Raw genomic sequence first — 25,771 nt, forward strand, 5'->3', positions numbered from 1 at the left:
TTGTCTGACGACCATAGCGGCCTGGTACCACCTGATCCCATCCCGAACTCAGAAGTGAAACAGGCCTGCGCCGATGGTAGTGTGGCATCTGCCCATGTGAGAGTAGGTCATCGTCAGACTCTTAATTAAGAAAGCCCCGACAGCACCGCTGCCGGGGCTTTTTTTTGTCTGGTATACTGCATTGCTGGCAAGCCAGCGCGGCACGCAGCAGCGCCTGGTAGGCGGAGCGCGACACCAGGCTTGTGCAGGTTGGTGTGGACAGGGGCAGCAAATGTTACGAGCGCTTCTGTTTCAGCAGCTTATTAACAACAGCCCGGAGAGCAGCTGGTTTAACGGGTTTGTACAGAACCTGGTAGCCTCGGTCAGTAGCATCATCACGAACCTCGGGTGCCATGTACCCGGTGATCAGAATGCCGGGAATATCCTCACCGGCAGATGCTCGTAATGCATCCATCGCATCCAGTCCATTCTTGTCATCATCAAGCTGATAATCGGCCAGTATGATATCTGGCTGTTCGCCCAACTTGTTCCTGGCATCGTCGAGACTTTCGGCGGCAGTCACATTGCACTGCCAGTTGCTAAGCAAAGCGACCATTCCCTGTAGAATTGCCGGATCGTTATCTATACAGAGTACATTCAGCCCACCAAGACTGGATACCCGGCGGGAGCTGCTCGCCGTCTGGGTTTCGGTGGCCCGATGGGCCTGATCTGCAGGCGCCAGGGGTACTGTAACTCCAAACACACTGCCTTTCCCTTGCACAGAGTGCACGCTTATAGGGTGGTTCAGCATGCCGCTGATCCTGTCGACGATTGCGAGACCAAGGCCAAGGCCTTTCTTGTCCCGGCCATGCTGGAAGCGCTGGAACTCTTCGAATATAAAATTCAGCTGGTCCTCAGGAATGCCCGGGCCCGTATCCCATACTTCAATGCGTAAATAGCCTTTCAGGCGGCGACACCCAAGAAGAATTCTACCTTCGGGCGTATAGCGTATGGCGTTAGACAGGAAGTTTTGAACCACACGCCTTAACAGCTTTGAGTCTGAGTTAACCCAGGCGCTGCTAGGTACCACATGCAGGCTGAGCCCCTGATCTTCAGCAATCGCTGTAAAGTCGGTAGCCAGGTGACGCATGATGTCATTAACCGGGAAGACACCGAGGTCAGGTTCCAGGGCGCCAGCATCGAGCTTGGATATGTCCAGCAGAGTACTGATGATTTCTTCCGCGGCTCCTAATGAGCTGTCAATATGCTCAACCAGATCCCGGGTCTCTGAATTGTCGGTTTTTCCGGAAAGAGCTGAAGTAAACAGGCGTGCCGCGTTGAGCGGTTGCAGCAGGTCGTGGCTGGCTGATGCCAGGAAGCGGGTTTTACTTTGATTTGCCTGCTCCGCCACGGATTTTGCTTTAAGCATTTGCTCGTTAATAATCTGAAGCTCCTGGGTTCGCTCTTTCACCCTTTGTTCCAGATAAATATTGGTTTCTTTAAGCGCCTGTTCGGTACGGCGTATAGGCGTAATATCCTGGAATGTAGTAACGTACCCACCCCCTGGAATCGGGCTGCCATCTACCCGGATAATAGTGCCATCCGGCCGCTGGCGTTCGTAGGAGATAAGCTCCCCTTCGCGCATACGCTTGTAGTGTTTAGCCACAATATCATCGATGCGTCTTGCAGACAGGTTGGCGTTGGTGAGGTTATAGCGCATGAGCTCTTCCGCAGAGCGGCCAACCTTCACAAAACCTTTAGGGTATGAGAAAAGCTCGAGGTACCGCTGATTCCATACCACCAGCTGTTGTTGCTGGTTAACGACGGAGACTCCTAGGCTGATATTCTCAATCGCTGATTGCAGTAGTTCCCGACTGAATGTCATTGCCTTTGAAGCTTCATCGACAATGCTTACCACATCCTCAATCTGCATGTCCCGACCTGTCAGGGTCGACTCCAGCACCACCCGTGCGGTGGAGGCACCGATGACTGAGGCCAGTTGACGCTCAATGTATTTCATTAAATGAGAGGAGGCTGGCCGGTGCGGGTAGAGTCGTATGGCATTGCGGCGACCGTAATTGAGGAAGATGGCTTCAGAGCGTTCCTCGCCCATGAACCTGTCGGTCAGAGCCTGCAGGTCGGATATCAGAATTTCACCCTGCCAGCTTTGGTCCTGAACAGTGTCAGCGTTGGGGTGAGGTTCCTGAAAGAATGAGGCGATCTGGATTTTTTCCCGGACTCGTTGCCGTGTGGCCAGGGATAGCAGAATATAGGTCAGGGTGTTAATGCCCAGGCTCCAGATAATGCCATGACTGGTCTGGTCCAGCTCGAGACCGAACAGCGCTGTTGGTCGTGTCCAGTTTAGCCCCCAGATGCCTTCATTGATAAGCGAATCAGTAACCCAGCCTGTTGACGTAAGTGCAGGAAGAAGTAATGTGTAACACCAGATAATGAACCCCAGAGCAAGCCCCCATGTAGCCCCTGCAGCGTTTCCCCGGCGCCAGAGGATACCGCCTACTAAAGCAGGCCCGAATTGTGCAGCTGCAGCAAACGACAGAAGGCCAAAGGATGTCAGGCTATAATCCTCCCCCGCCATTCGATAGAAGCCATAAGCCGTAAGCAGTACGACGAATATTGCCAGTCTGCGAATCCCTAGCAGCAGCGAACTCAGATCTGCCTGGCGGTTCATTCGAGGGCGGAAGAACTTAAGCAGAGCGGGCATGATGATCTCGTTGCTGACCATCGTTGCGATTGCAACAGAGCAGACGATCACCATGGCTGCTGCAGCGGAGCCGCCGCCGAGAAAGGCAAAAACAGCAAGCCAGGGTTTATCCGCGATGATTGGCAGCTGAAGGATAAGAATGTCGGGATTAATAGCCGCTGTATCGGGGGCCAGAAGGCCGGCAGCCGCAATCGGAAGCACGAAAGCACTGGCTATAATAAGGTAAACGGGCATTGCCCAGCGGGCAACCTTGAGGTCCCGGTGGTCAGCATTTTCCACCACCATCACATGGAACTGTCGGGGTAGGCAGACAATGGCCAGCATGGCTACCAGCGTCTGGGTAATGAAAGCGGGTAACTCTATACCATCGGTTGTCAGAGTACCGGTCAGGTTTGCCTGCGTGACATTGTTCAACAGGTCACCAAAACCGTTATAAAGTCCATATCCCACAAAAAGCCCGACCGCGACAAACGCAATGAGTTTGATCAGTGATTCAAAAGCAACAGCCTGAATCATACCGCGGTGATGTTCTGTGGACTCCAGGTGGCGTGTACCAAACAGCACGGTAAACACTGTCAGAGCCAGAGTGATGTACCAGGCAGCGTCGTTCCACGCAGCGGTACTGAGCGCCTGTGTACCGTTACCTGTATCAGACAGCACGTCAAATCCCATAGCAATGGCTTTCAGCTGTAAGGCGATATAGGGCACGCTGCCAATCAGGGCGACAGCCGCAATCATAGCGGCCAGTAGTTGCGATTTGCCGTAGCGGGAGGCAATAAAGTCGGCAATAGAGGTGCTGTTGTTGCGCTTGCTGATATAGATAATCCGGCGCAACAAAGGCGCACCGAAGACAAACACGAGTAAAGGCCCGAGGTAGATTGGCAGAAACCCCAGTCCTTCCTGGGTGGCGCGGCCTACCGCCCCATAAAAGGTCCAGGAAGTGAAGTAAACAGCCAGAGACAGCGAATAGACGTGGGTTCTGGCGAGGCGTTTTTTATAGAGCCCGGGGTGTTTGTCACCCGCCCAGGCGATGATAAAAAGGATTGAGATGTAGGTGATTGAAATTAACACCAACAACCAGACACTAATCATATTACTGTACTTCCGTCAGGTAGAGCGGATTACCTGGCTGTGTTACCAGAGTGTCAGCGGCGGCAGACTGTTGAGTACAGTGGGTCGCCCCGCTCAAGAGTTTTGAGGTTATCAAGCCGGGGTGTTCCATCGGATCCTATGGGGACGAGTTCCCGGGTTGTGCAATTTATAATATGCACTCGGTGTGAAACAGTATCTGTTATCTGTTGCTCAAACCGGTAGAGAGTAAATCTGACGATATCAGGGTTTTCAGTGTCCTGCCCGATGCTGTCCGTATCAACTGCGGAGAAGGCGGTAATATACGGGAAAAACAAAGACCAGGGGCGCCAGAAAATTCCGTTGCTTTCAGTGCTTACTACGACCGCTTCTTCCGGCAGGAGTGATTGTTTGTGTTCATACCAGGCGTACTCTCCGTAGATTAGGTATGCCAGCATGCCCAGGCCGGCAAAGACCGGAATTATCCATCGGGGGGCGGCGTTGCGGGTGGCAGCCCGAATAACCAGGCCGATACCGGCAGCGCCCAGGCCGCAGAAGACTGTGGCGACAAGAGTCCAGAACATAATCGTGTTTCCTTAAGAAAGAACGGGCTCCCTCAGAGAGGAAACCCGTTCGGTAACACCTGTTAACTGGGTAAGTTAACGTAGCGAGGTTGTTGCTTAGTGATCCTGGGCTTGTCCTGCACCCCGGGGGTAACGAACACTTTCAACCAGTTCCTGAATCTCCACCGGTGGCTCTTCGGTGGCATTGGACACCGCAAAGGCTACCGCAAAATTGACCATGGCACCAACGGCACCGATGGATAATGGCGATATGCCAAATACCCAGTTTTCCGGGGTATCAGCGAGGTTGGCAGTACCCGGGATAAACAACCATCCTTTATAGACGAAGATGTAGCACAGAGTCAGCGCAAGGCCGCACAGCATGCCGGCAATTGCCCCCGTGTTGTTTATGCGCTTCGAGAAAATACCCATCATCAGGGTTGGGAACAAAGAGGCCGCCGCTATACCAAAAGCCAGTGCCACAACCTGGGCTGCGAACCCGGGCGGGTTTGCGCCAAGGTAGGTTGCCACAACAATGGTCGTCGCCATTGCAATACGAGCCGCTATCAGCTCACCCCGTTCGGTTATATTCGGGTTTATTGCGCCTTTAATCAGGTCGTGACTGATTGCTGAAGATATAGCCAGCAATAGGCCGGCCGCTGTCGATAGCGCGGCGGCCAGACCGCCTGCAGCGATCAGCCCGATAACCCAGCCAGGAAGATTGGCAATTTCGGGATTGGCCAGCACCAGAATGTCCCGGTTAACTTCCAGTTCACTACCTTCCCACCCACGGGATTCAGCCTCATCCTGAAACGATGGGACATCATTGTATAGTTGGATGCGACCGTCCTCGTTTTTGTCATCAAACTCGATCAGGCCCGTGACTTCCCATTCTTTCACCCAGTTCGGGCGGTTTTCGTACTGGATAGGTTCTTCAGAAGTGCCCTCCGGGTAAATAGTTGTCATCAGGTTAAGCCGGGCCATAGAGGCAACAGCCGGAGCCGTCAGATACAGCAATGCAATAAAGATCAGGGCCCAGCCAGCGGACCAGCGCGCGTCTGCAACTTTAGGAACGGTAAAGAAGCGGATAATAACGTGGGGCAGACCGGCGGTACCGATCATCAGTGTGAGAGTGAACAGCACCATATTAAGGTGGCTATCAACGTCTGCAGTGTATTCATTGAAGCCTACGTCGGTTATGACCTGGTTCAGTTTGTCGAGAATAGGCATTCCCGAGTCAACATGGGTAGAAAACATCCCCAGAGCCGGAATCGGGTTGCCGGTGAGCTGTAAAGAGATGAAAACAGCGGGAATGGTGTAGGCAAGAATCAGTACGCAGTACTGTGCCACCTGTGTATAGGTAATGCCTTTCATGCCGCCGAGTACAGAGTAAATAAAGATAACTACCGCAGCGATTATCAGACCCATGGTGGAGTCAACTTCGAGGAAACGCGAGAAGGCAACCCCGGCCCCGGCCATCTGACCGATAACATACGTCAGTGATGCAACGATCAGGCAGATAACCGCAACCATACGGGCTTTTTTACTGTAAAAGCGATCACCAATAAATTGTGGAACAGTAAATTTTCCAAATTTACGTAAATAAGGCGCCAGCAGCATGGCTAGCAGAACATAGCCGCCGGTCCACCCCATGAGGTAGGCGGAGCTGGCATAGCCGGTGGTGGCGATTATACCGGCCATGGAAATAAAGGAGGCTGCGGACATCCAGTCGGCGCCAATTGCCATACCGTTAGTGATCGGGTGAACGCCCCCTCCGGCTACGTAGAAGTCTTTCGTACTTCCCGCCTTTGCCCAGATGGCAATCAGTATGTAGAGAAGGAATGAGCCTGCTACAAAGGTAATGTTGATTCCGAACTGACTCATTGGATTACTCCTCGTCTACGCCGAATTTTTTATCGAGCCTGTTCATGCGCCACGCATAGTGAAAAATCAGAGCGATGAACGTGAGGATGGAGCCTTGCTGCGCAAACCAGAAGCCCAGATCTGTGCCTCCGATGGGAATGCCGGAGAGAAGAGGGCGCAGTAGAATGGCGAAGCCGTATGAGCACAGAGCCCATACAACCAGACTCCCGAGAATAAGGCGAAGGTTCGCCTTCCAGTATTTTTCTGCATCGTAGTTATGACCGGGCATAGGGTGACTCCTGTATTGTTGTTTTTTATCCGTATGTGGCCGTTCCACCATTTTGACTTTAGACGCAAAGTGACTAGCCGGTATTGGCAATAAGTCTAAATTCGACGGGAGTTTTTGTAACAGGACGTAATGGCAGCAAGAACCCTTTTTGGGTTATACGCTGTGTATGCGGGTTAGCCTGCGGCGGTAACGAAGCTTGTCGTGCAGTTGTGCGAGGGTTTTAACCTTAGCGCTCTGTGCTTTTTTTAACGCAATCAGTGTAAGTTCAGCGGTGACCATAGCGTCAGAAGCAGCATGGTGTCTGGCGCTGATTTCGAGCCCGAAGAAGTCCGCCCAGTGGTCAAGACTCCTGCCACCGGTGGGGCTGTCGGGAAAGAGGGTAGGTAATAACTCGGCCACATCTATCCAGGTGTGGTGTCGTGTATAGCCCAATTCTGCTTTCAGGGTTTTTTCAAGAAATTTCTGATCAAACGCTGAGTTATAGGCCAGTATCGGGTCCCCGTTCATCCACTCCAGAAGAAAGCGCAGCGCTTCTTCGGTTTCATGGCCATGGGTCAGGGCTTCTGGTCCGATTCCGTGGATCAGTACGGTTTCAGAAATGTCCAGCTCAGGCCGTTTCAGAATGAGATCAAACTGGTCGCTGAGGCGTATACCGCTGCCTGTGATAGCCACTGCACCAATGGCAATAACTTCATCCTTGCTTGCATTGAGGCCTGTGGTTTCGAGGTCCAGCACAACCAGCCGGCAGTCAGAAAGCAGTTGCTCACCGGGTGACTTCGGGTTTGGCATATTGTCCAGTGCCGTTGTACTGGTCGAAGTTGCGCGATGGCGCTTAACCCATTGTCTGATTTTTTTCAGCATTCGGTGGCAGCCTGAGTTCAGAGTTGGTACGTGACTTCAAGTTTTTGCTGCAAACGCTGGGCCTGGCGGAACGATTCGCGGAGTATGCGCCGGTCCAGCGGGTTCAGATCGTCCGGATCTATATAATTTGTAAGCTCTTCGCCCCGTTTCAGCATTTCCTGATGCGCGCGCATACGAATCGCCTGGATAAGGCTGTACGCATCTTTCCATGCATGAGCATCCTGAGTATCAAAAACATTCTTTTTGGTAAGCGCATCTATTCTTTCAAGTGTGTTGGCGTTTTCTATTCCATGCGCAAGTGCAAACACCCGGACGGATTCCACGAAGGGTGCCAGCCCCTGACGCTTCAGGTCCAGGCTGCGTTTGTCGCCATCACACACATAACGGAACGTCCGGAACATGGTTAATGGTGGTTTGCGCTGGAACGCGTTGCCCGCAAGCATTTTCTGAAACAGCGCATTGTTGCTGATTCTGTCAAGAACCTTTTGCAGAAGGTCGTGCACTGGCCCGGTACTGCCAAACACCGGCCGCATATCAAGAAAGATCGACGAATACACAAGGTTCTGGGGTGTGGATGTGTCAATGAAACGGATAAACCAGTCATCCCACTCCCGTTTGCTCAGACAGAGTTTCGGGTTGCCGGCCATGATATTGCCCCGGCACAGAGTAAAGCCACATTCGGCGAGCTCATCGTTGACGGTACGGGCGAACGGCAGCAGAACTTCCCGCACCTCATCCTCCGTCATGCCGTCGGGAGTCTCGAACAGTATCCCGTTATCCTGGTCGGTCAGCAGTGTTTGCTCCTGACGGCCCTCACTACCAAAAGCCAGCCAGGTGAAGGGAATGCCCGGGTCGCGTTTCATGATGTTCAGCTCGAGCACCCGCCGTACCGTCACATCGTTCAGGGTGGTGATTATTTTTACAACCTGACCGGAATCCGCACCGTGGGCCTGCATAGCATCCACTAAGCGGGAGACGTCGGTGCGCAGACTGACCAGAGTCTGCAAATCCGTTGCCGTACCAATGGTGCGGGCAAGGCCCACCAGGTCGACTCGCTGCAGGGAAAACAGGTCTCGCTCCGAAACTACCCCGACAAGTCGGTTTTCATCATCTGTTACACAAAGATGTCCAAAGTGGTGTTCTGCCATTAGCATGGCAGCAGCGAAGGCATCTTCCTGGGCAGGCAGGCTGTAAGGGGCCTTTGTCATTACCTCTTGAACCGGATCATCCAGAGAGCAGCTGTCTTGAGCAATCAGGGTGCGCAGGTCGCGAAGCGTAAAAATACCTTTTGGAGTCTGGTTGTCATCTGTGATCACAATGCTGCCAATATTGCTTGCATGCATGCGGCCAACTGCTTCACGAACGGAAAGCTCTGGTGCACAGCTCACTGGGGCGCGGAGTGTATAGCGCTCAAGGGGAGTGCTCAGAGAGGTACTGGCACCCATAGAGGCCAGGGCGCCGGTCTGGATTCTCTGGTTTACCTGATCCAATAAACTGCTGACACCGCGCAGGCAAAAGTCGCGGAAAGGCTCACTTTCTGAAATCAGCGTAATAAAGGCATCCTGGTCAATGCTCAGACAGAAGGTGTCGCCTACAGCGCGATGGAGTGTTCGGGTCGGGCGCTCGCCGATAATTGCGGCCACTGGAAAGCATTCGCCCTGACTGATCTCGAAGGTGGTTTCAGGACTGTCCGTTTTGTCATTGACACGCTCACCACGAATACGCCCCTGCTTGACAACATAAAACGTATTAATAACTCCGCTGGAAGGCGACAGAACTTCTTCCCCGTCTGCAAAGAACTGCAGTGTTGCGTGCTCTGCAAAGTGGGCCAGGTGGTCGTCATCCATACTGGAAAAAGGGGCGTGAGCCTGGAGAAATACCATAATGGCACGGGTATTCTGCGGGCGTGTACTTAGCTGGCTCGTCTCTGGCATTGCTGGTTCCGCTGGTTCGCCTTCGTGGTTACCGTACAGTGTAGGATACCCGTGCAAGCGGGTCACTTTTGTTGACGGGCTCACTTGCTTGCTTTATGGGGAACAGCCGCGGTGGTAAGGTTCCAGTACTCAACTGATTATTGATAGCACGGCCATGACTAGTAAAAATGATCGCCTCAGCTTTCTTGAGGAAATGAAAGATGTCCGGCGTATCCGGAAACCCAATCGCGCTGAGATCACCACGCCCCGCGAGCTGACACCAGGCCATCTGGAACGTCAGCGCGCTGCCGTGGCCGCCCCTCTCCGGGATTCCAACCCGCTGACATCTGACATGGTTGACCCTCTCACTGCACGTGATGTGCTTTGCTGGCAGCGCCCCGGGGTACAGCATGGTGTCTTTCGGAAGCTCCGGCTCGGACAATACCCCATTGAAGCAAGGCTGGACCTTCATCAGATGACCGTTGAGCAGGCCCGCCGGGAAGTTTTCAGGTTTATAGGCGACTGCGTTCGCTACGGCTTACGATCGGTCATCATTCTTCACGGTAAGGGCGAGCGAAACCCTGATGGCATAGCCCAGCTTAAAAGTTACCTTGCCAAATGGTTGCCGGAGCTCCCGGATGTGCTGGCATTCAATTCGGCCCAGAAACACCATGGTGGTACCGGGGCAGTTTATGTCATGGTTCGAAAAGGTGAGCGGGATAAGCAAAACAACCGTGAGTTGCATGGGCGACGTTAACGAATAAGCCGATTTTTACCCGGAATCCACTGAGGAGACATGTATGAAAAAAATCGCAGTTTTGATGTTTATTGCGCTTGGTCTGTCCGGATGCCAGGACCGGGTCATCTGGGATGATAAAGGCAAGATTGATCAATCGACCGAGAATCGCGAAGTCTGGGATTCCAACGGCAAGATGAAATCCGGCGAACGGGAAGTCTGGGTCAACAAAAATGGCGAAAAAGTTGTGAAATGACTTGCGGTACCGGTCAGGCAGAAAGCAGACAAAGTTCATAAAAAAATAAAAGCCTGGCTTTGAGAACCGGGCTGAAGCGGAGAGAGCAGGCATGGCATTGAGCCTTACAGTGAACGGTGAACAGCAATCGCTGGATATTGAGGGTGATACCCCGTTGTTATGGGTGTTGCGTGATGAACTTGGGCTCAAGGGCACCAAGTTTGGTTGTGGTGCAGGGCTTTGTGGTGCTTGTACAGTTCATTTGAACGGTGAGCCAGTGCGTTCGTGCTCAACCTCTGTGGAAGCCGCAGTGGGTGGAGAAATAACCACAATTGAGGGGTTGGCAGAGGATGGTCAGCTTCACCCTCTGCAGGAAGCCTGGATTGCCCATGGTGTGCCCCAGTGTGGCTACTGTCAGTCTGGCCAGATCATGAGTGCGGCCCACCTTCTTGCCACTAATCCAGCGCCTGTCCGGGATGATATCGTGGCCGCTATGACTGGCAATCTCTGTCGGTGTGGAACCTACTCCCGCATTATTGCAGCGGTGGAGTCAGTGGCCGGCGAGTCTCTGGCTTACGACGCAGCAGAGGAGTCCTGAGATGACCATGAATCGACGCGATTTCCTTAAGGTAGGCGCTGGTACCTCAGGTTCTTTGATGTTGGCACTGTCATTGCCAGGGTGCTCGGGTATGCCCACCGGCTATACCCCGGAAACCGGCAAGTGGAAGCCGGATGCCTGGCTGGAAATAACCGATAACGACAAGATTCACTTTACGCTGGCCAGGGTTGAGATGGGGCAGGGTACGTATACCGGCCTTACAACCCTGATTGCAGAAGAGCTGGAGGTGGACCCGGAAGCAATCACGCCCAGGTTTGCACCAGTGGCACCTGAATACCGGAACCCGTTTTACAAACTGCAGCTTACCGGGGGCAGTACCAGTATTTCCAGTAGCTGGGAGCCGCTACGCAGAGCCGGTGCCTCGGCCCGGCAGATGCTCATTCTCGCAGCAGCGAGCGTGTGGCAGGTAGAGGCAGCAGAGTGTGTAGCACGTCAGGGACATGTCTATCACCCCAATGGTCAGGACTCCATGCGTTACGGGCAGTTGGCGGAGCTTGCCTCGAAGCAAAGCATTCGTGATGAGGTTCCGCTGAAGCCAGCCGCGGAGTGGAAATACATCGGCAAGCAGCACGGACGGCTGGATGCCCGCGCAAAGTCCACGGGCAACGCTGTTTATGGCATAGATGTTGAACTTCCGGGAATGGTATACGGCGTAGTCAGCCGGCCGCCGCGTTATGGAGCCCGGGTCCGGACGTTCAATGAGGAGGAAGTCCGTACCATGCCGGGTGTTCTCGATGTGTTTGCAATCGAGCGGGGAGTTGCAATTGTTGCCGATAAATACTGGCGCGCCCGCAAAGCTCAGGAAGCCCTGAAAGCCGAGTGGGATAATGAGGACGCTTTGTCTGTTTCTACCGATGAGGTGTTCGCATCCTACCGGCGCGCTGCTGATGATGATCCCGGAGACTCTGAGCGTAGCGAAGGGGATTACGAAGCAGCAGCCGGCAATGCCGAAAAAGTTTTTGAAGCCGAATACAGCCAGCCGTACCTTGCCCACGCCACTCTGGAGCCGATGAACGCCACCGCATGGTACCGGGAAAACCGCATTGAGGTCTGGGCGCCCACCCAGGCACCGGACCTTGGCCGGATTGCGGCGGCGCGGGTAACAGATCTGTCTCCGGGCGATGTCACGATTAATACCACTTTCCTTGGTGGCGGCTTTGGCCGTCGGCTGACCCAGGATTACGTCGAAGAAGCCGCCGCGGTGGCATACCGGGTCAAGAAGCCAGTGAAGGTGATCTGGTCACGGGAAGAGGATACTCAGCACGACTTGTACCGTCCGGCAATGCTGCACCGGATGCAGGCTGGCCTCGACGGAAACAGGCTGACCGGATGGCACCACCAGATTGTGGGCCCGCAGTTGCTGACCTGGTATGTGCGCAATGCGGCACCTGCGCAATACCCCTGGGCGCCAAAATTCATGTATGGCACCTTGGGCAAGATTGGACTGCTTGCTGAAGGTGTTGCCACACCCAAGGACATGTCGGCCATTGAAGGGGCAATAGAATACCCTTACAACGTCGACAATATCGATATCCGCCATACCCATACTGATCCAGGTATCCCGGTGACGTTCTGGCGTTCCGTAGGGTACTCGCACAATGGTTTTGCGGTTGAAACCTTTATGGATGAACTGGCGTACGAGGCGGGAGAAGACCCTTACCAGTTTCGCCGCAAGCTGCTGGCAGGGCAACCCCGACATCTGGAAGTGCTTGACCGGGCGGTAAGCATCGCGGACTGGGACAGCCCTGTGCCGGAAGGCCGCGGCCGGGGCATTGCCCTGTTCAAAAGCTTTGGTACGTTCGTCGCGCAAGTGGTGGAAGCGGGCGTGGAAAATGGCAAGATCAAGGTTTATAAAGTGGCCTGTGTCCTGGATTGCGGCCAGGTGGTCAATCCCCGCATTGTTGAGGACCAGATTGAAGGCGGAATTGTTTTCGGTCTGACGGCAGCGATTTACGGTGAAATAAACTTTGATAAAGGTAAGGTTCGCCAGAGTAACTTCCATGACTACCAGCTGATGCGACAGTTCGAGTTGCCCGAGGTAACGGTGGATATTGTTGAAAGTACGGAAGCCCCGACGGGCGTGGGTGAGCCTGGCGTGCCTCCGGTGATTCCCGCTTTGGGCAATGCGCTTTATGCTTTGACGGGCAAACGCCAACGCCGTTTACCTCTGACAGCCGATGTCTGATCTCAAAGCCACGGCGCTGACGGGGAGCCATGAATCGGTAATCCGGGATGTACTGTCATGGCTTGAGCAGGGCTGGCAGGTGTGGCTGTGCACGATTGTCGAAACCTGGGGATCATCGCCCCGGCCTGCAGGGTCCTGGCTGGCGGTGAGCGATTCCGGGCAATGGAGCGGTTCAGTGTCGGGCGGCTGTCTGGAAGAAGACTTGTTACGCCGCACTGCGGAGGATGGTGCAGACTACCCGGTAGTCCTCGATTACGGCATTACCGATGACGACCGTGACGATTTCCGCCTACCCTGTGGCGGCCGTATCCGCTTGTTGGTAGAGCCAATCGGTCACCCCTCAGACAAGGGCGGCTCTTCGATTGAACATATACAGCAGCTGGCACAGGCGTTGCGCAAGCGCCAGCCGGTAACCCGCAGGGTCAGTCTGAACAGGGGGGTTGCCCTGGAATCTGTGGCGGCGGGTACTGGCCCTGCTATTGTATTTGATAACGAAGAGCTGGCTCACACGTTACAGCCTGAGTGCCGGCTACTGCTGATTGGGGCCGGCGAAGTCGCTCGGTATGTCGCGGAGTTTGCCAGGGCTGCAGATTTTTCCGTTACCCTGTGCGAGCCGCGGGAAGCATTTGCTGCCGGCTGGGGGCACCCGCACCTGCCGCTCGATCGTTGTTTGCCTGACGACTTGATAAACCAGTCCTTCAATGACCCCTGGTGTGGCGTATTAGCGCTGGCTCATGATCCCAGAATAGACGATATGGCCCTGCTGGCGGCACTGCAGTCCCCGGGGTTTTATGTGGGGGCAATGGGTTCCGTGAGAACCTCTGAGTCCCGGCGCGAGCGGCTGAGGTCCCTGGGGCTTGATGAGGCGGCTCTGGCTCACTTGCGGGCCCCGATCGGTGTGGACATTCCGAGCAAGACGCCAGCGGAAATTGCCGTTTCAGTAGTGGCCGACCTGATTGCAGCGCGACACCGCGTGCGACATATGAATAGCGCCTGAGCCCTGGCTTCAGGCTTTCTGATCTCTGCGACTTCGGAATTCCCGGGAGGAAGTACTATGTCTGGCTTCCGTTTGACCCGACTGCTAATAGGCAGTGCATTCCTGCTCTTGCTTGCCGGCTGCGATCCGTTCTCGGAGCCGCGCACCATGATGGATGAGTATGTCGAGCGGGTTGGCCAGGTATTGGATATCGAGCCCGAGCTGTCCGGAACAGCCCCGGTACAGCAAATACCCAGGCGCCGAGACCGGGTGTTGCCATTGCCGGATCTGGAACTTGGCATGCTGGACTTTCTCTCACTTTATGGCTGCGAGTTGCAATACGTTGTCGGTGAGAAAAACTCGATCATGGGGCGGGTGATGCAGCCTCTTAATCGCCTTCGATACGAAGTCAATTTTATCCGGACCGCCGGGGACTGTATTGAAACCATCAACAACGATGAGCTCAAGGAGACGTTAGAACAGGCAATAGCAAGCAAACGTGCAACTCTGCCTGTCGCGATCTGGAATGCCACCTGGGGTGTTGAAGAGGCCGAATCACTGTTTACCCTGGCAAAAGGGGCATTTCCGGTAGAGCCGGAAGCCTCACTGTCAGACCTTGCCCGGGAAGCCCGGCAATTAAATAAAGCCGTAGCGGCCCTGAAGGAAGACAATCTTGAGGTGGATCTGGGCTTCTGGGGGAAAGTACATCAGCGTTGGCAGGCGGAGCATCGGGGCGGACAGTTACTCACCAGTGCCAGCCTTGTGGCAACACGGCTTGACGATGCGACGCAGGTCATTCAAAAGCGGCTGGCGGGGCGTCCGCTTTGCCTGAATGGTAAGCCAAATAATCAGTCAGATATTGTTCAGAGCATGTTTTACAGTGTCTACATAGGCAGGGTACAGCCATACCTGGCCAGCCTCCGGCGTGCGCGTACCGACCTGATTGAGCCATTGTCAGAGTTGGCGGCCATGCAGGCGTCCGTTATGCCTGAGTCGTTCAGGCAGTGGTACCAGTGGGCGCTCGCCCTCGAAGGCGAGGAAAGCGTGTGGGTAAAACTGGACAAGGCCATCAGCGACCACACCAGAAGCTGGCAAACACTTCTTGAACAGTGTGGGCTGAGGCCGGGCGTTTAAGTATCTGTCAGCCTGTTACCGGTCGATTCACTTTCAGGTGCACCATTGCGACTGAAAACAACAAAAATGTCAGTATCATCAGAATGACCGGGCCAGGCGCGCCCTGAGTCAGCCAGGCTGAAACCACCGCCTGGGTGAAATAGAAGATCACCGCAAAACCCAGCCAGATATAGCCGCGATTATTGCCGCGGAATACCGGCAGTCCCAGTGCCAGCAGTGGTAACAGCTTGACCGATAGCATTAGGGTTATGGATACCCCCGCAATCGGTTCGGGGTAAAACGTTGTTATCAGCAGAGTGGCCAGCACGGCCAGATAGAGGAATTGCGTTGCCCGGGCGGTCGTGCGGGCTTTGGGGTTATGCAGCATTGTCAGAGTCCGGTAAATCAGAGAGATTATCAGCCGAAAAACGGCATACCTGTCAGTCGGCCAGCTTCAGCGCAAGCCTGGCAAGACGCTCACCAAAATGCTGGCAAAGCGCTTTCTCATGTGTGCTCAAAGGCAGTTGTTCGCCGGTACCGGCCCAGTGTGACGGGCCATAGGGCGTACCTCCGGAGGTTGTTTCGCTGAGGTTCTGGTCTGTATAGGGCAGACCGCACAACACCATGCCATGATGCAGCAGTGGCACCATCATGGACAGGAGGGTGGCTTCCTGACCGCCATGCAGGCTGCCAGTCGAGGTAAACGCTCCGGCTGGTTTACCTGCCAGAGCACCACCGAGCCAGAGGTCTCCGGTTGTATCCAGGAAATACTTCAGGGGCGCTGCCATATTCCCGAAGCGGGTCGGGCTGCCTATGGCCAGACCGGCGCAGCCCGCAAGGTCGGCTTTGCTGACATAAGGTGCGCCTGTATCGGGAACTGCGGGCAGTGAGGCCTCTGTATCGGGTGAGACAACAGGCACAGAGCGTAGCCTGGCTTCTATACCGGGGGCTTTGGCAACACCCCGGCCAATCTGGCTGGCCATTTCTGCAGTTTGCCCGTTGCGGCTGTAGTACAGAATCAGAACATAGGGCCGTTGTTCGGGCATGTCAGGTTCCTTTCGTTGGCGATCAGGGTATCAGAGAATGTCGAGTACACTTTCGGGCGGGCGGCCGACAGCTGCCTTACCATTGGCACGCACAATTGGCCGCTCAATGAGTTTCGGATTTGCTACCATGGCTGCAATCAGGTGGGCGCGGCTCAGAGCCGGGTTGTCCAGCTCCAGTTCCTTGTACTCAGCCTCTTTTGTTCGCATCAGCTCCCGGGGCTGGCGGTCCAGGGCATCAAGAATGTCAGAAAGTTCCTGCTCAGTCGGGGGCGTTTCCAGGTAGCGTACAACCTCTGGTTCCACACCCTGTTCTTTGAGCAGTTCAAGAGTCTGGCGGGATTTCGAACAACGCGGATTGTGGAAAATCTGGATAGGTTCTGTCATCTTCAGGCCTGTCAATTCAAGTGGAGCTGCAAGTGATTGTTATGCGTAGTCTAACAGGAGGCTTACCGGTGCTGAACCCTGCCAGAGTCCGGTTGCTGCGAAATGCGGCCACCTGGCTTGCGCTGATTATTGTGCCGATGCTTGCAGGGTGCCAGCAAGCAGAGTTCGAGCGGGCAGAGGGCCCGGCTCTGGTGTGGGAAGACCTGCGGGGACAGTGGGTACTGGTAAACTACTGGGCAGAGTGGTGCAAGCCCTGTCTGGAGGAAATACCGGAGCTGAACGAGCTGGATAAAGCAACGGACATCACTGTCCTGGGCGTGAACTTTGATGAAATAAAGGGTGAGGCGCTGGTGGATCTCGGGAAACGAATGGGCATTGAGTACAATATGCTGACCGAAGACCCGGCCCCGGAGTTTGACTGGAAAGTCCCGGTGGCGTTACCCGCAACGTTTGTTGTGGGTCCCGATGGTAACCTCCTCGAAGCCCGCTTTGGCCCGCAGACGAAAGAAGAGATACGTGCATTGATCAGTGACTGAAAGGTACGATAAAACCGTTCAGCCACGTGCTTCAGACCATCTAACGAATAGACATGCAGGAACCAGCAGACGATATGTCGCAGACATTTGTACATCTACGCGTCCACTCCGAGTATTCCATGGTGGACGGCCTTGTTCGCGTTGAGCCTCTCGTAGAGCGGGTTGCAGAGCTTGGTATGCCGGCCGTGGGCCTTACCGAACAGTCCAACATGTGTTCACTTGTGCGGTTTTACAAGGAAACCACCAATGCCGGGGTCAAACCCGTTATTGGCGCCGACCTTTGGCTGGATAACCCCGATGAACCTGATAACCCGTTTCGTCTGACTTTGCTGGCAAAGGACAACGCCGGGTACCTTAACCTTACAGAAATCATTTCATTGGGGTATACCGAGGGTCAGCGGTTCGGCAAGCCGATCATACAACGGCACTGGCTCGAAAGCCGCGCAGAGGGCCTGATCGCCTTATCCGGCGCTAAGGTAGGCGATGTGGGTAAGGCATTGTTGTCCGGTAAGCCTGAACTTGCAAAGTCCCGGGCTGAGTATTGGATGAATCTGTACCCGGATTCCTTTTATCTGGAGTTGCAGCGCACCGGCCGCCCGGGTGATGAAGACTGCCTGCATATGAATGTGGAGCTGGCCCAGAGCCTGGAGTTGCCAGTGGTCGCCACGAATGATGTGCATTTTCTTGAGGCGGATGATTTCGAGGCTCATGAAGCCCGGGTTTGCATAGGGGAAAGCCGTACCCTGGACGACCCCCGGCGTGAGCGTCGCTTCAGTGATCAGCAGTACCTGCGCACTCCTGATGAAATGGCCGAACTGTTCAGTGATATCCCCGAGGCCATCCAGAATACTGTGGAGATTGCCCGGAGATGTTCGGTTACTGTTCGAATGGGCGAGTACTTCCTGCCGAACTATCCGATCCCTGAAGGCATGACGATGGACGAGTACTTCCGCAAGGTGTCGGAGGAAGGGCTGGAAGATCGTCTGGTGAAAATCCTGAGCAAGGACGACCCGGAATATGAAAGCAAGCGCGCTGCCTACTATAAGCGCCTGAACTTTGAGCTGGATATTATTATCCAGATGGGGTTCCCCGGTTACTTCCTGATTGTAATGGACTTCATCAAGTGGGCGAAGGAGAACGGTGTACCAGTGGGGCCGGGACGGGGTTCCGGCGCCGGATCACTGGTTGCTTATGCCCAGTTGATTACCGATATTGATCCGCTGCAATACGATTTGCTGTTTGAGCGCTTCCTGAACCCCGAAAGGGTCTCCATGCCGGACTTTGACGTCGACTTCTGTATGGAAGGGCGGGATCGCGTTATCGCTTACGTGGCCGAAAAATACGGGCGGGAAGCCGTTTCCCAGATCATTACCTTCGGAACCATGGCCGCTAAAGCGGTGGTGAGGGATGTGGCACGGGTGCAGGGCAAATCCTACGGGCTGGCGGATAAGCTCTCGAAAATGATTCCCTTCGAAGTGGGGATGACTCTGGCTAAGGCGGTTGAGCAGGAACCCACCCTTCAGGAGTTTCTGGAGCAGGATGAAGAAGCCCAGGAAATCTGGGAGATGGCCCTTAAACTGGAAGGTGTGTGCCGGAACGCCGGTAAGCACGCGGGTGGCGTAGTTATAGCCCCCACTAAAATCACCGATTTCTCACCATTGTACTGCGATGATGAAGGCGGAAGCCTGGTCACGCAGTTTGATAAAAATGATGTGGAAGATGCCGGGCTGGTCAAGTTTGACTTTCTTGGCCTGCGAACACTGACCATCATTGACTGGGCGCTTAAAATGATTAATCCACGGCGCGAAAGCCGTGGGCTGGCGCCGCTGGATATCAACACCATTCCTCTGGATGACCCTGCCTCATTCACCATGCTGAAAAAGGCCGAGACCACAGCGGTATTCCAGCTTGAATCCCGTGGAATGAAGGATCTGATCCGTCGTCTGCAGCCAGACTCGCTGGAAGATATGATTGCCCTGGTAGCGCTTTTCCGCCCCGGGCCTTTGCAGTCAGGCATGGTTGATGACTTTATTGATCGTAAGCATGGCGTTCAGCCAGTATCGTTTCCACACCCGGACTATCAGTATGAAGGCCTGAAACCGGTTCTTGAACCAACTTACGGGGTTATCCTCTATCAGGAACAGGTCATGCAGATTGCCCAGGTCATGGCGGGTTACTCTCTGGGTAACGCAGACATGCTGCGCCGGGCCATGGGTAAGAAAAAACCTGAGGAAATGGCCAGGCAGAAGCAGTTCTTCCTGGAGGGGTGTAAAGACAACGGCATCGACAAAACCCTGGCTGAGAACATTTTCGATCTGGTTGAAAAGTTTGCCGGGTACGGCTTCAACAAATCCCACTCTGCAGCTTACGCATTGGTGTCGTACCAGACCCTCTGGCTGAAGGCACACTACACTGCCGAGTTCATGGCTGCGGTACTAACCGCAGATATGCAGAACACAGATAAAGTAGTCACCCTCGTAGAAGAGTGCCGCACCCTCGGGCTGGATCTGGTGCTCCCAGATGTAAGCCGCTCCGAATACACCTTCACGGTTAATGATGACGGGCAGGTGGTGTATGGCCTGGGCGCCATTAAAGGTCTGGGGGAGGGGCCCATTCAGGCTGTTGTTGAGGGGCGTGCCAGTGGCGAGCCTTATCAGGATCTGTTTGATTTCTGCCGTCGCGTAGATCTGAAGAAAATCAATAAGCGGGCCATGGAAGCGCTGATTCGGTCGGGCGCGATGGACAAGCTCGGGGCCAGCCGGGCGCAATTGATGGAAAGCATCCCCAAAGCTGTGCAACAGGCTGACCAGCAATCACGCAACGAATCCGTTGGCATGATGGACATGTTCGGCGAGATGCTTGAGGCAGGAGAAGGGGGCGACCCTTATGCCGATGTTGCCGGCGTGCGGGAATGGCCCGAAAAGCAAAGACTCAAAGGTGAAAAGGATACCCTGGGTCTTTATCTTACCGGGCATCCGTTTGATGAGTATGAGCGGGAAGTGCGGCAGTTTGTGCGTTCCTCCATTTCCGAACTCAAGCCCAATAAGGCACCGCAGCGGGTAGCCGGGTTGGTGATTGCACAAAGAACCATGAAAACCCGCACCGGCTCGACTATGTGTTTTATCACTCTGGATGATCGGAGTGCGAGGATTGAGGCCACCTTGTTTTCTGAGGCCTTTTTTGAGAACCGGGAGTTGCTGCAAACGGATCAGGTGATCGTGGTTGAAGGTCAGGTAAGCCATGACGATTACTCCGGCCAGATGAAAATGCGAGTAAACTCCGTGATGGATGTACCCGGCGCACGCAAGCAGTTTGGCAAAGGACTGAAGCTGAATCTTTCCGCCGGTGAACTCCAGAATGGCCTCCTGGATAAAATTGACAGTACTCTGCGGCCCTTCCGCGGCGAAGGCAGTCCGGTCTGGATAGACTATGTCAGCCCGGAGGCCCGCACGCGGATTGAACTGGGGGATACCTGGCGTGTCCGGCCGGACGACACCCTGTTGCTGGAACTGAAGTATCTGGTAGGCGACCAGTGTGTAGAACTGGTCTATGATTGAGTGGCAGGGCAAAGAATAGGCCGGCATCAGGAGTGTTACCGGGATGCGGACTCATACCAATGTCCGCTTTTGTCGTGGCCCGGCCACTGATATCTTTGTCTCAAATTCTGTATGGGCGGCGTTGCGGTCCCGCCTGGCGATAAAATGATGGAACATCATGAACCCTAACTATCTCGATTTTGAACAGCCTATTGCCGACCTGGAAGCCAAGATTGAAGAGCTTCGCATGGTTGGCAATGACACTGATATAAACATAACCGATGAAATTGCACGGCTGAAAAAGAAAAGTGTCAGCCTTACTGAAAGTATTTTCTCGGACCTTCACCCTTGGGATGTAGCCCGTCTTGCACGGCATCCGCGCCGGCCATATACCCTGGATTACATCGAGATGATCTTTGAGGACTTCGATGAACTTCATGGTGACCGTACCTTTGCGGATGACCTGGCCATTGTCGGTGGTACGGCACGGCTGAATGGCCAGCCAGTCATGGTTATAGGGCACCAGAAAGGGCGTGAAGTCCGGGATAAAGTGAAGCGTAATTTCGGCATGCCGCGCCCGGAAGGGTACCGTAAAGCGCTGCGATTGATGGAAATGGCAGAACGCTTCAGGATGCCGGTTCTGACGTTTATAGATACGCCGGGCGCCTACCCGGGTATTGGAGCTGAAGAACGCGGGCAAAGCGAGGCAATTGCCTATAACCTGGCAGTGATATCCAGATTGAAAACCCCGGTGATTTCCACAGTGATTGGCGAGGGCGGCTCCGGCGGCGCATTGGCTATTGGTGTGTGTGATCAGCTGAATATGCTGCAGTACTCAACCTATGCAGTGATCTCGCCGGAAGGGTGCGCGTCTATTCTGTGGAAGAGTGCAGAGCACGCCTCTCAGGCTGCAGAATCCATGGGTGTAACAGCGGACCGGCTGCAAAGCCTGGGGCTTGCGGACAATGTTATTTCCGAACCCCTTGGTGGCGCCCACCGTAACCCGGAAGAGATGGCAGAGTCCCTGCGGGAAACTCTTGCGAATGGTTTGGCAGAACTTGGTCGTTTGCCGCTGGATGAGCTGGTATCCCGACGGTACGAGCGGTTAACCCGGTATGACACAGGACGCTGACCCGGCCCCGGAACAGGTTTTCCCGGAACAACTGAGCGCCCCCGTTGCTGCGGTACGGGGTTACCAAAGACTTTGGGTTGCGCTCAGTGGCGGCCTGGACTCCACACTCCTTTTGCATCTGGCAGCGCTTAGCCATCCTGAAGTGCAGGCGGTGCATATCAATCATCAGCTTCAGGTCAATGCCGGTGACACGCAGGCTTTTTGTGAGGAGCTGTGCAGCCGGCTTGGTGTGCCTCTTACCGTGCGGCCTGTGTCCGTTAAGCTGGGTTCCGGCCCCGGAGAGGGGCTTGAAGAGGCGGCCCGTAACGTTCGCTACCAGGCATTTAAAGAGTTGCTGGAGCCGGGTGATGTGCTGCTGATGGCTCACCACGGCGATGACCAGGCAGAGACAGTGTTGTTCCGCATGTGCCGCGGAACGGGTGTGGCCGGGCTTGCCGGCATGCCGGAGAGCCGGCCGCTGGGTGCGGGCCGGCTTGCGCGGCCACTGCTAGGTATTGAACGCTCTGAACTTGAGCGCTACGCCCGTCAGGCGGGCCTGTCCTGGGTGGACGACCCCAGCAACTCGAATCCGAAGTACGACCGTAATTTTCTGCGACTCACTATACTGCCCGCCCTGAAAAAGCGTTGGCCAGGCCTGATCAAACGTCTGCAGCACAGTGCCGGCGCCTGCTCCGAAAGTGACTTTCTGAATCAGCGATTGGCACAGCTGCAGTGGCAGGCAATGGGCGGGCAGGCGCGTCGCCTTTCGGTTGAGGGCATGCGTGCACTGTCTCTGGCAGAAAAGAAAAACCTGTTGCGTTGGTGGGTCCGTCGCGCCGGGTTCCATCCACCCGCCGTCAGTAACTGGTCACAGGTGCTGCATGATTTGTTGCAGGCCGACACAGACCGATCGCCGGAATTGCGGGGCAGCAATTATGTGTTGCGGCGTTACCAGGGTGATGTATACCTGGTCGGAGAATATACAGAGTTGCCGAAAGCGCCCGTGGTGCTTCAGTCTGGCCAGCCACTGAGGTGGGGTGAGTGGAAGATTCAGCTGATCCCCGCCTCGTCAGAAGCACGTCCTGAGCCGCGGATAAGGGTTTGTACGAGGCAGGGGGGAGAGCGTGTTCGTTTCACTGCTGATGGGCCCTCTAAACTCTTGAAAAAATGGCTTCAGGAGCAGGCCGTTCCACCCTGGGAAAGGGCGCGCCTGCCCTTGATTTTCAGCGGGCCGGAAGGTAGTGAAGACCTCGTCGGCATCGGTAGTTTATGGTGCTCTGGGCAATACTGTGGAGACGCCCCTGCCGCAGGTTGGAGGCTAGTTGTGGAACGGGAATTTGATTGAGTCACTCAGGCCTTTCTGGTAGTCTGGCGTCCCATCTTGAGATGACAATCTCCCTCCTTCAACAGAACCTGATAATCATGGAATCTGCATGACGCGTTATATTTTCGTCACCGGCGGTGTTGTGTCCTCACTGGGCAAAGGGATCGCATCAGCCTCTCTGGCTGCCATTCTTGAAGCACGCGGCCTAAAGGTCACCATCCTCAAGCTGGACCCTTATATTAATGTTGACCCGGGCACCATGAGCCCGTTTCAGCACGGTGAAGTTTATGTCACCGATGATGGTGCTGAAACTGACCTCGATCTTGGCCATTATGAGCGCTTTATCCGTACCCCAATGACCCGGCGTAATAACTTTACAGCCGGCCGTGTGTACGAAGAAGTTATACGCAAAGAGCGCCGGGGTGACTATCTTGGTGGCACCGTTCAGGTTATTCCCCATATTACTGACGAAATCAAACGTCGTGTTGTCGAAGGGGCTGCTGGCGTTGATGTGGCTCTGGTTGAAGTAGGTGGAACGGTTGGTGACATAGAATCTCTTCCCTTTATGGAAGCCTGTCGCCAGCTGAAGGTTGAAGTAGGCGCCTCCCGCGCATTATTCATGCACCTGACACTGGTTCCTTACATTGCCACCGCCGGTGAAGTAAAAACCAAACCCACACAGCATTCCGTAAAAGAAATGCGCTCCATCGGCCTGCAGCCGGATATACTGCTGTGCCGGTCGGAACATGAGGTGGATGTCAGCTCCCGTCGGAAAATCGCGCTGTTCACAAATGTGGAAGAGCGTGCAGTCATCCCGATGCGCGATGCCAAATCCATCTATGCTATTCCGCGCATGCTCCATGAACATGGTCTTGACCAACTGGTTATTGAGCGCTTCAGCCTTGATGCCCGCGACGCCGACCTGAGCGAATGGGATGGGGTTGTCGAAGCATTGATGAACCCTGAGCAGGAAGTAACGGTTGCCATGGTTGGCAAGTACATGGATCTGCTGGAAGCTTATAAGTCCCTGATTGAGTCCCTGTTACATGCGGGCATCAAAACCCGCACCAAGGTGAAAATCAACTATATTGATTCTGAAGACATCGAACGCGATGGTACCCACGTGCTTGAAGGCGCGGATGCAATCCTGGTGCCCGGTGGCTTTGGTGAGCGTGGTGTAGAAGGTAAAATCCGTACCGTACAATACGCCCGAGAGAATAAAGTACCGTACCTGGGTATTTGTCTGGGAATGCAGGTGGCCGTAATTGAATATGCGCGCAATAAAGCCGGCCTGCTGGATGCTCACAGTACTGAATTCCGTGAGCATACACCCGAGCCGGTTGTCGGTCTGATTACTGAATGGCTGGATGCTACGGGTGAGCGTGAAGAGCGCACAGACGAATCGGATCTTGGCGGTACCATGCGCCTTGGGGCTCAGGACTGTGTGCTTGCCGAAGGTTCAAACATTGCCAGTTGCTATGGCAGAAAGACCATTCGCGAGCGCCACCGGCATCGGTACGAAGTCAACAACCATTTCCTGCCGCAGCTTGAAGACGCCGGCCTGAAGGTTTCCGGACGTTCAACCGACGGCAAGCTGGTCGAAGTTATTGAAGTTCCCGACCACCCCTGGTTTGTAGCCTGCCAGTTCCACCCGGAGTTTACCTCCACTCCCCGGGACGGCCACCCATTGTTCAAAGGCTTTGTGGAAGCAGCACTGGCGAACCGTAAGGAATCCTGATTATGGCTCAGAACACCGTAACAGTTGCTGATATTGATATCGCCAATCACAAGCCATTCGTGCTGTTCGGAGGCATGAATGTGCTGGAGTCCCGCGATCTGGCATTCGAGGTTGCTGAGAGCTATGTTGAGGTGTGCCAGAAGCTGGGCATTCCTTACGTATTCAAAGCGTCCTTTGACAAGGCTAATCGTTCCTCGGTTCACTCCTTCCGGGGGCCGGGGCTCGATCAGGGCTTGCAGATACTTGCCGATATCAAAAGCAAGTACGGTGTTCCGATCATTTCAGATATTCACGAACCTGAACAAGCGGCGCCTGCGGCGGAGGTTTGTGACATTATCCAATTACCAGCCTTTTTAAGCCGGCAAACTGACCTGGTCGTTGCCATGGCCAGAACCGGTGCTGCCATTAATATCAAGAAAGCGCAGTTTCTTGCACCCCAGGAAATGAAGCACATCGTCACCAAGTGTGCCGAAGCCGGGAATGACCGGGTGATATTGTGCGAGCGGGGCAGCAGTTTCGGTTATAACAACCTTGTGGTCGATATGCTTGGTTTTGGCATCATGAAGGCCATGAATGTGCCTGTGATGTTTGATGTAACCCACTCTCTGCAGATGCCCGGTGGTCGTTCAGACTCTGCTGGCGGTCGCCGTGCTCAGGTAACCGATCTTGCGTTGGCTGGCATGTCCCAGGGGTTGGCCGGCCTGTTCCTTGAGGCTCACCCGAATCCGGATGAGGCCAAATGTGATGGCCCTTGTGCGTTGCGCCTGAGCCAGTTAGAGCCGTTCTTGCACCGGGTGAAAGCAGTTGATGACCTCGTGAAAAGTTTTAAACCTATCGATACCGCCTGATTGGCGGTATTTATTTTATTTGGGAGTACGAACAGGTGGGGGATGGCTTTCCGAAACACGCTCCTTCGGCACATCCATGTGACGCTTGGGCTCCGCCATCCCTGGCTCCGCACAGTTTCGGAAAGC

The 25,771-nt window shown here is 54.7% G+C and carries 21 protein-coding genes and 1 rRNA gene; 13 read left to right on the forward strand and 9 right to left on the reverse strand.

The features are described from left to right. The first annotated feature begins 3 nt into the window (after window positions 1-3). A 5S ribosomal RNA gene (gene rrf, locus FFI95_RS05695) occupies window positions 4-119 on the forward strand. A gap of 155 nt (window positions 120-274) precedes the next feature. On the opposite strand, the gene FFI95_RS05700 is transcribed toward rrf, so the two are convergent. From FFI95_RS05700 to FFI95_RS05725, 6 genes are all read right to left on the reverse strand, one after another. Continuing rightward, window positions 275-3,793: a hybrid sensor histidine kinase/response regulator gene (locus FFI95_RS05700; protein ID WP_144821479.1), complete on the reverse strand. Its 3,519-nt coding sequence runs from the start codon at window positions 3,791-3,793 to the stop codon at window positions 275-277. Between the two features lie 53 nt (window positions 3,794-3,846). Beyond that, entirely contained in the window at window positions 3,847-4,353 is a 507-nt protein-coding gene (locus FFI95_RS05705; protein ID WP_144821480.1) for a hypothetical protein, read from the reverse strand. Between the two features lie 96 nt (window positions 4,354-4,449). Further along, the gene (locus tag FFI95_RS05710; RefSeq protein WP_144821481.1) at window positions 4,450-6,216 is read right to left on the reverse strand and encodes a sodium:solute symporter family protein; all 1,767 of its coding nucleotides are present in this window, start codon (window positions 6,214-6,216) and stop codon (window positions 4,450-4,452) included. A gap of 4 nt (window positions 6,217-6,220) precedes the next feature. Then, window positions 6,221-6,484 carry a DUF4212 domain-containing protein gene (locus FFI95_RS05715; protein ID WP_144821482.1) on the reverse strand — a complete coding sequence of 88 codons (264 nt, stop codon included), beginning with the start codon at window positions 6,482-6,484 and terminating at the stop codon, window positions 6,221-6,223. 153 nt (window positions 6,485-6,637) lie between these two features. Continuing rightward, window positions 6,638-7,345 (reverse strand): 3'-5' exonuclease, encoded by a 708-nt coding sequence (locus tag FFI95_RS05720; RefSeq protein ID WP_144821483.1) that lies wholly within the window; start codon window positions 7,343-7,345, stop codon window positions 6,638-6,640. 17 nt (window positions 7,346-7,362) lie between these two features. Beyond that, window positions 7,363-9,279, reverse strand: a complete 1,917-nt coding sequence (locus tag FFI95_RS05725) for a putative nucleotidyltransferase substrate binding domain-containing protein (protein WP_144821484.1) — start codon at window positions 9,277-9,279, stop codon at window positions 7,363-7,365. A 154-nt stretch (window positions 9,280-9,433) separates the two neighbouring features. Between FFI95_RS05725 and smrA the strand changes: the two genes are divergently transcribed. From smrA to FFI95_RS05755, 6 genes are all read left to right on the forward strand, one after another. Further along, entirely contained in the window at window positions 9,434-10,015 is a 582-nt protein-coding gene (smrA, locus tag FFI95_RS05730; protein ID WP_144821485.1) for a DNA endonuclease SmrA, read from the forward strand. Window positions 10,016-10,058: 43 nt separating this feature from the next. Further along, window positions 10,059-10,250, forward strand: coding sequence for a membrane lipoprotein lipid attachment site-containing protein (locus FFI95_RS05735; RefSeq protein ID WP_144821486.1), 192 nt, complete (start codon window positions 10,059-10,061; stop codon window positions 10,248-10,250). Between the two features lie 91 nt (window positions 10,251-10,341). Further along, window positions 10,342-10,827, forward strand: a complete 486-nt coding sequence (locus FFI95_RS05740) for a (2Fe-2S)-binding protein (RefSeq protein WP_144821487.1) — start codon at window positions 10,342-10,344, stop codon at window positions 10,825-10,827. Between the two features lies 1 nt (window position 10,828). Further along, window positions 10,829-13,033, forward strand: coding sequence for a xanthine dehydrogenase family protein molybdopterin-binding subunit (locus tag FFI95_RS05745; protein ID WP_144821488.1), 2,205 nt, complete (start codon window positions 10,829-10,831; stop codon window positions 13,031-13,033). Further along, entirely contained in the window at window positions 13,026-14,030 is a 1,005-nt protein-coding gene (locus FFI95_RS05750) for an XdhC family protein (protein ID WP_144821489.1), read from the forward strand. The genes FFI95_RS05745 and FFI95_RS05750 overlap by 8 nt, the downstream gene beginning before the upstream one ends. A 57-nt stretch (window positions 14,031-14,087) precedes the next feature. Further along, window positions 14,088-15,143, forward strand: coding sequence for a DUF3080 domain-containing protein (locus FFI95_RS05755; protein ID WP_144821490.1), 1,056 nt, complete (start codon window positions 14,088-14,090; stop codon window positions 15,141-15,143). Between the two features lie 7 nt (window positions 15,144-15,150). Here FFI95_RS05755 and FFI95_RS05760 read toward each other — a convergent pair whose 3' ends face one another. Genes FFI95_RS05760 through arsC form a run of 3 tightly spaced genes read right to left on the reverse strand, consistent with a single transcriptional unit; the run spans window position 15,151 to window position 16,552 of the window. Then, window positions 15,151-15,510: a DUF2069 domain-containing protein gene (locus FFI95_RS05760; protein ID WP_144821491.1), complete on the reverse strand. Its 360-nt coding sequence runs from the start codon at window positions 15,508-15,510 to the stop codon at window positions 15,151-15,153. 52 nt (window positions 15,511-15,562) lie between these two features. Then, window positions 15,563-16,168 (reverse strand): NAD(P)H:quinone oxidoreductase, encoded by a 606-nt coding sequence (gene wrbA, locus FFI95_RS05765; RefSeq protein WP_144821492.1) that lies wholly within the window; start codon window positions 16,166-16,168, stop codon window positions 15,563-15,565. A 30-nt stretch (window positions 16,169-16,198) separates the two neighbouring features. Next, the gene (arsC, locus tag FFI95_RS05770; RefSeq protein ID WP_144821493.1) at window positions 16,199-16,552 is read right to left on the reverse strand and encodes an arsenate reductase (glutaredoxin); all 354 of its coding nucleotides are present in this window, start codon (window positions 16,550-16,552) and stop codon (window positions 16,199-16,201) included. A gap of 137 nt (window positions 16,553-16,689) precedes the next feature. On the opposite strand from arsC, the gene FFI95_RS05775 reads away from it, so the two are divergent. From FFI95_RS05775 to kdsA, 6 genes are all read left to right on the forward strand, one after another. Then, the gene (locus FFI95_RS05775) at window positions 16,690-17,088 is read left to right on the forward strand and encodes a TlpA family protein disulfide reductase (RefSeq protein ID WP_246069486.1); all 399 of its coding nucleotides are present in this window, start codon (window positions 16,690-16,692) and stop codon (window positions 17,086-17,088) included. A 74-nt stretch (window positions 17,089-17,162) separates the two neighbouring features. Further along, window positions 17,163-20,645, forward strand: coding sequence for a DNA polymerase III subunit alpha (gene dnaE / locus FFI95_RS05780; RefSeq protein WP_144821495.1), 3,483 nt, complete (start codon window positions 17,163-17,165; stop codon window positions 20,643-20,645). A 157-nt stretch (window positions 20,646-20,802) separates the two neighbouring features. Next, window positions 20,803-21,756 (forward strand): acetyl-CoA carboxylase carboxyl transferase subunit alpha, encoded by a 954-nt coding sequence (gene accA, locus FFI95_RS05785; RefSeq protein WP_144821496.1) that lies wholly within the window; start codon window positions 20,803-20,805, stop codon window positions 21,754-21,756. Further along, on the forward strand, window positions 21,740-23,080 hold the full coding sequence (tilS, locus tag FFI95_RS05790; RefSeq protein WP_144821497.1) for a tRNA lysidine(34) synthetase TilS: 1,341 nt from the start codon (window positions 21,740-21,742) through the stop codon (window positions 23,078-23,080). Before accA ends, tilS begins: the two co-directional genes overlap by 17 nt. Before the next feature lie 88 nt (window positions 23,081-23,168). Beyond that, a complete protein-coding gene (locus FFI95_RS05795) occupies window positions 23,169-24,797 on the forward strand; it encodes a CTP synthase (protein WP_144821498.1) in 1,629 nt (542 codons plus the stop codon). Window positions 24,798-24,799: 2 nt separating this feature from the next. Next, window positions 24,800-25,645 carry a 3-deoxy-8-phosphooctulonate synthase gene (gene kdsA / locus FFI95_RS05800; RefSeq protein WP_144821499.1) on the forward strand — a complete coding sequence of 282 codons (846 nt, stop codon included), beginning with the start codon at window positions 24,800-24,802 and terminating at the stop codon, window positions 25,643-25,645. Window positions 25,646-25,771 lie beyond the last annotated feature (126 nt).

Source organism: Marinobacter piscis, assembly GCF_007671655.1.
Classification (GTDB): Bacteria; Pseudomonadota; Gammaproteobacteria; order Pseudomonadales; family Oleiphilaceae; genus Marinobacter; species Marinobacter piscensis.

Coding starts and splice junctions, on each gene's coding strand:
- FFI95_RS05700 (WP_144821479.1), bottom strand. CDS start 3,793: ATGATTAGTGTCTGGTTGTTGGTGTTAATTTCAATCACCTACATCTCA.
- FFI95_RS05705 (WP_144821480.1), bottom strand. CDS start 4,353: ATGTTCTGGACTCTTGTCGCCACAGTCTTCTGCGGCCTGGGCGCTGCC.
- FFI95_RS05710 (WP_144821481.1), bottom strand. CDS start 6,216: ATGAGTCAGTTCGGAATCAACATTACCTTTGTAGCAGGCTCATTCCTT.
- FFI95_RS05715 (WP_144821482.1), bottom strand. CDS start 6,484: ATGCCCGGTCATAACTACGATGCAGAAAAATACTGGAAGGCGAACCTT.
- FFI95_RS05720 (WP_144821483.1), bottom strand. CDS start 7,345: ATGCTGAAAAAAATCAGACAATGGGTTAAGCGCCATCGCGCAACTTCG.
- FFI95_RS05725 (WP_144821484.1), bottom strand. CDS start 9,279: ATGCCAGAGACGAGCCAGCTAAGTACACGCCCGCAGAATACCCGTGCC.
- smrA (WP_144821485.1), top strand. CDS start 9,434: ATGACTAGTAAAAATGATCGCCTCAGCTTTCTTGAGGAAATGAAAGAT.
- FFI95_RS05735 (WP_144821486.1), top strand. CDS start 10,059: ATGAAAAAAATCGCAGTTTTGATGTTTATTGCGCTTGGTCTGTCCGGA.
- FFI95_RS05740 (WP_144821487.1), top strand. CDS start 10,342: ATGGCATTGAGCCTTACAGTGAACGGTGAACAGCAATCGCTGGATATT.
- FFI95_RS05745 (WP_144821488.1), top strand. CDS start 10,829: ATGACCATGAATCGACGCGATTTCCTTAAGGTAGGCGCTGGTACCTCA.
- FFI95_RS05750 (WP_144821489.1), top strand. CDS start 13,026: ATGTCTGATCTCAAAGCCACGGCGCTGACGGGGAGCCATGAATCGGTA.
- FFI95_RS05755 (WP_144821490.1), top strand. CDS start 14,088: ATGTCTGGCTTCCGTTTGACCCGACTGCTAATAGGCAGTGCATTCCTG.
- FFI95_RS05760 (WP_144821491.1), bottom strand. CDS start 15,510: ATGCTGCATAACCCCAAAGCCCGCACGACCGCCCGGGCAACGCAATTC.
- wrbA (WP_144821492.1), bottom strand. CDS start 16,168: ATGCCCGAACAACGGCCCTATGTTCTGATTCTGTACTACAGCCGCAAC.
- arsC (WP_144821493.1), bottom strand. CDS start 16,552: ATGACAGAACCTATCCAGATTTTCCACAATCCGCGTTGTTCGAAATCC.
- FFI95_RS05775 (WP_246069486.1), top strand. CDS start 16,690: ATGCTTGCAGGGTGCCAGCAAGCAGAGTTCGAGCGGGCAGAGGGCCCG.
- dnaE (WP_144821495.1), top strand. CDS start 17,163: ATGTCGCAGACATTTGTACATCTACGCGTCCACTCCGAGTATTCCATG.
- accA (WP_144821496.1), top strand. CDS start 20,803: ATGAACCCTAACTATCTCGATTTTGAACAGCCTATTGCCGACCTGGAA.
- tilS (WP_144821497.1), top strand. CDS start 21,740: ATGACACAGGACGCTGACCCGGCCCCGGAACAGGTTTTCCCGGAACAA.
- FFI95_RS05795 (WP_144821498.1), top strand. CDS start 23,169: ATGACGCGTTATATTTTCGTCACCGGCGGTGTTGTGTCCTCACTGGGC.
- kdsA (WP_144821499.1), top strand. CDS start 24,800: ATGGCTCAGAACACCGTAACAGTTGCTGATATTGATATCGCCAATCAC.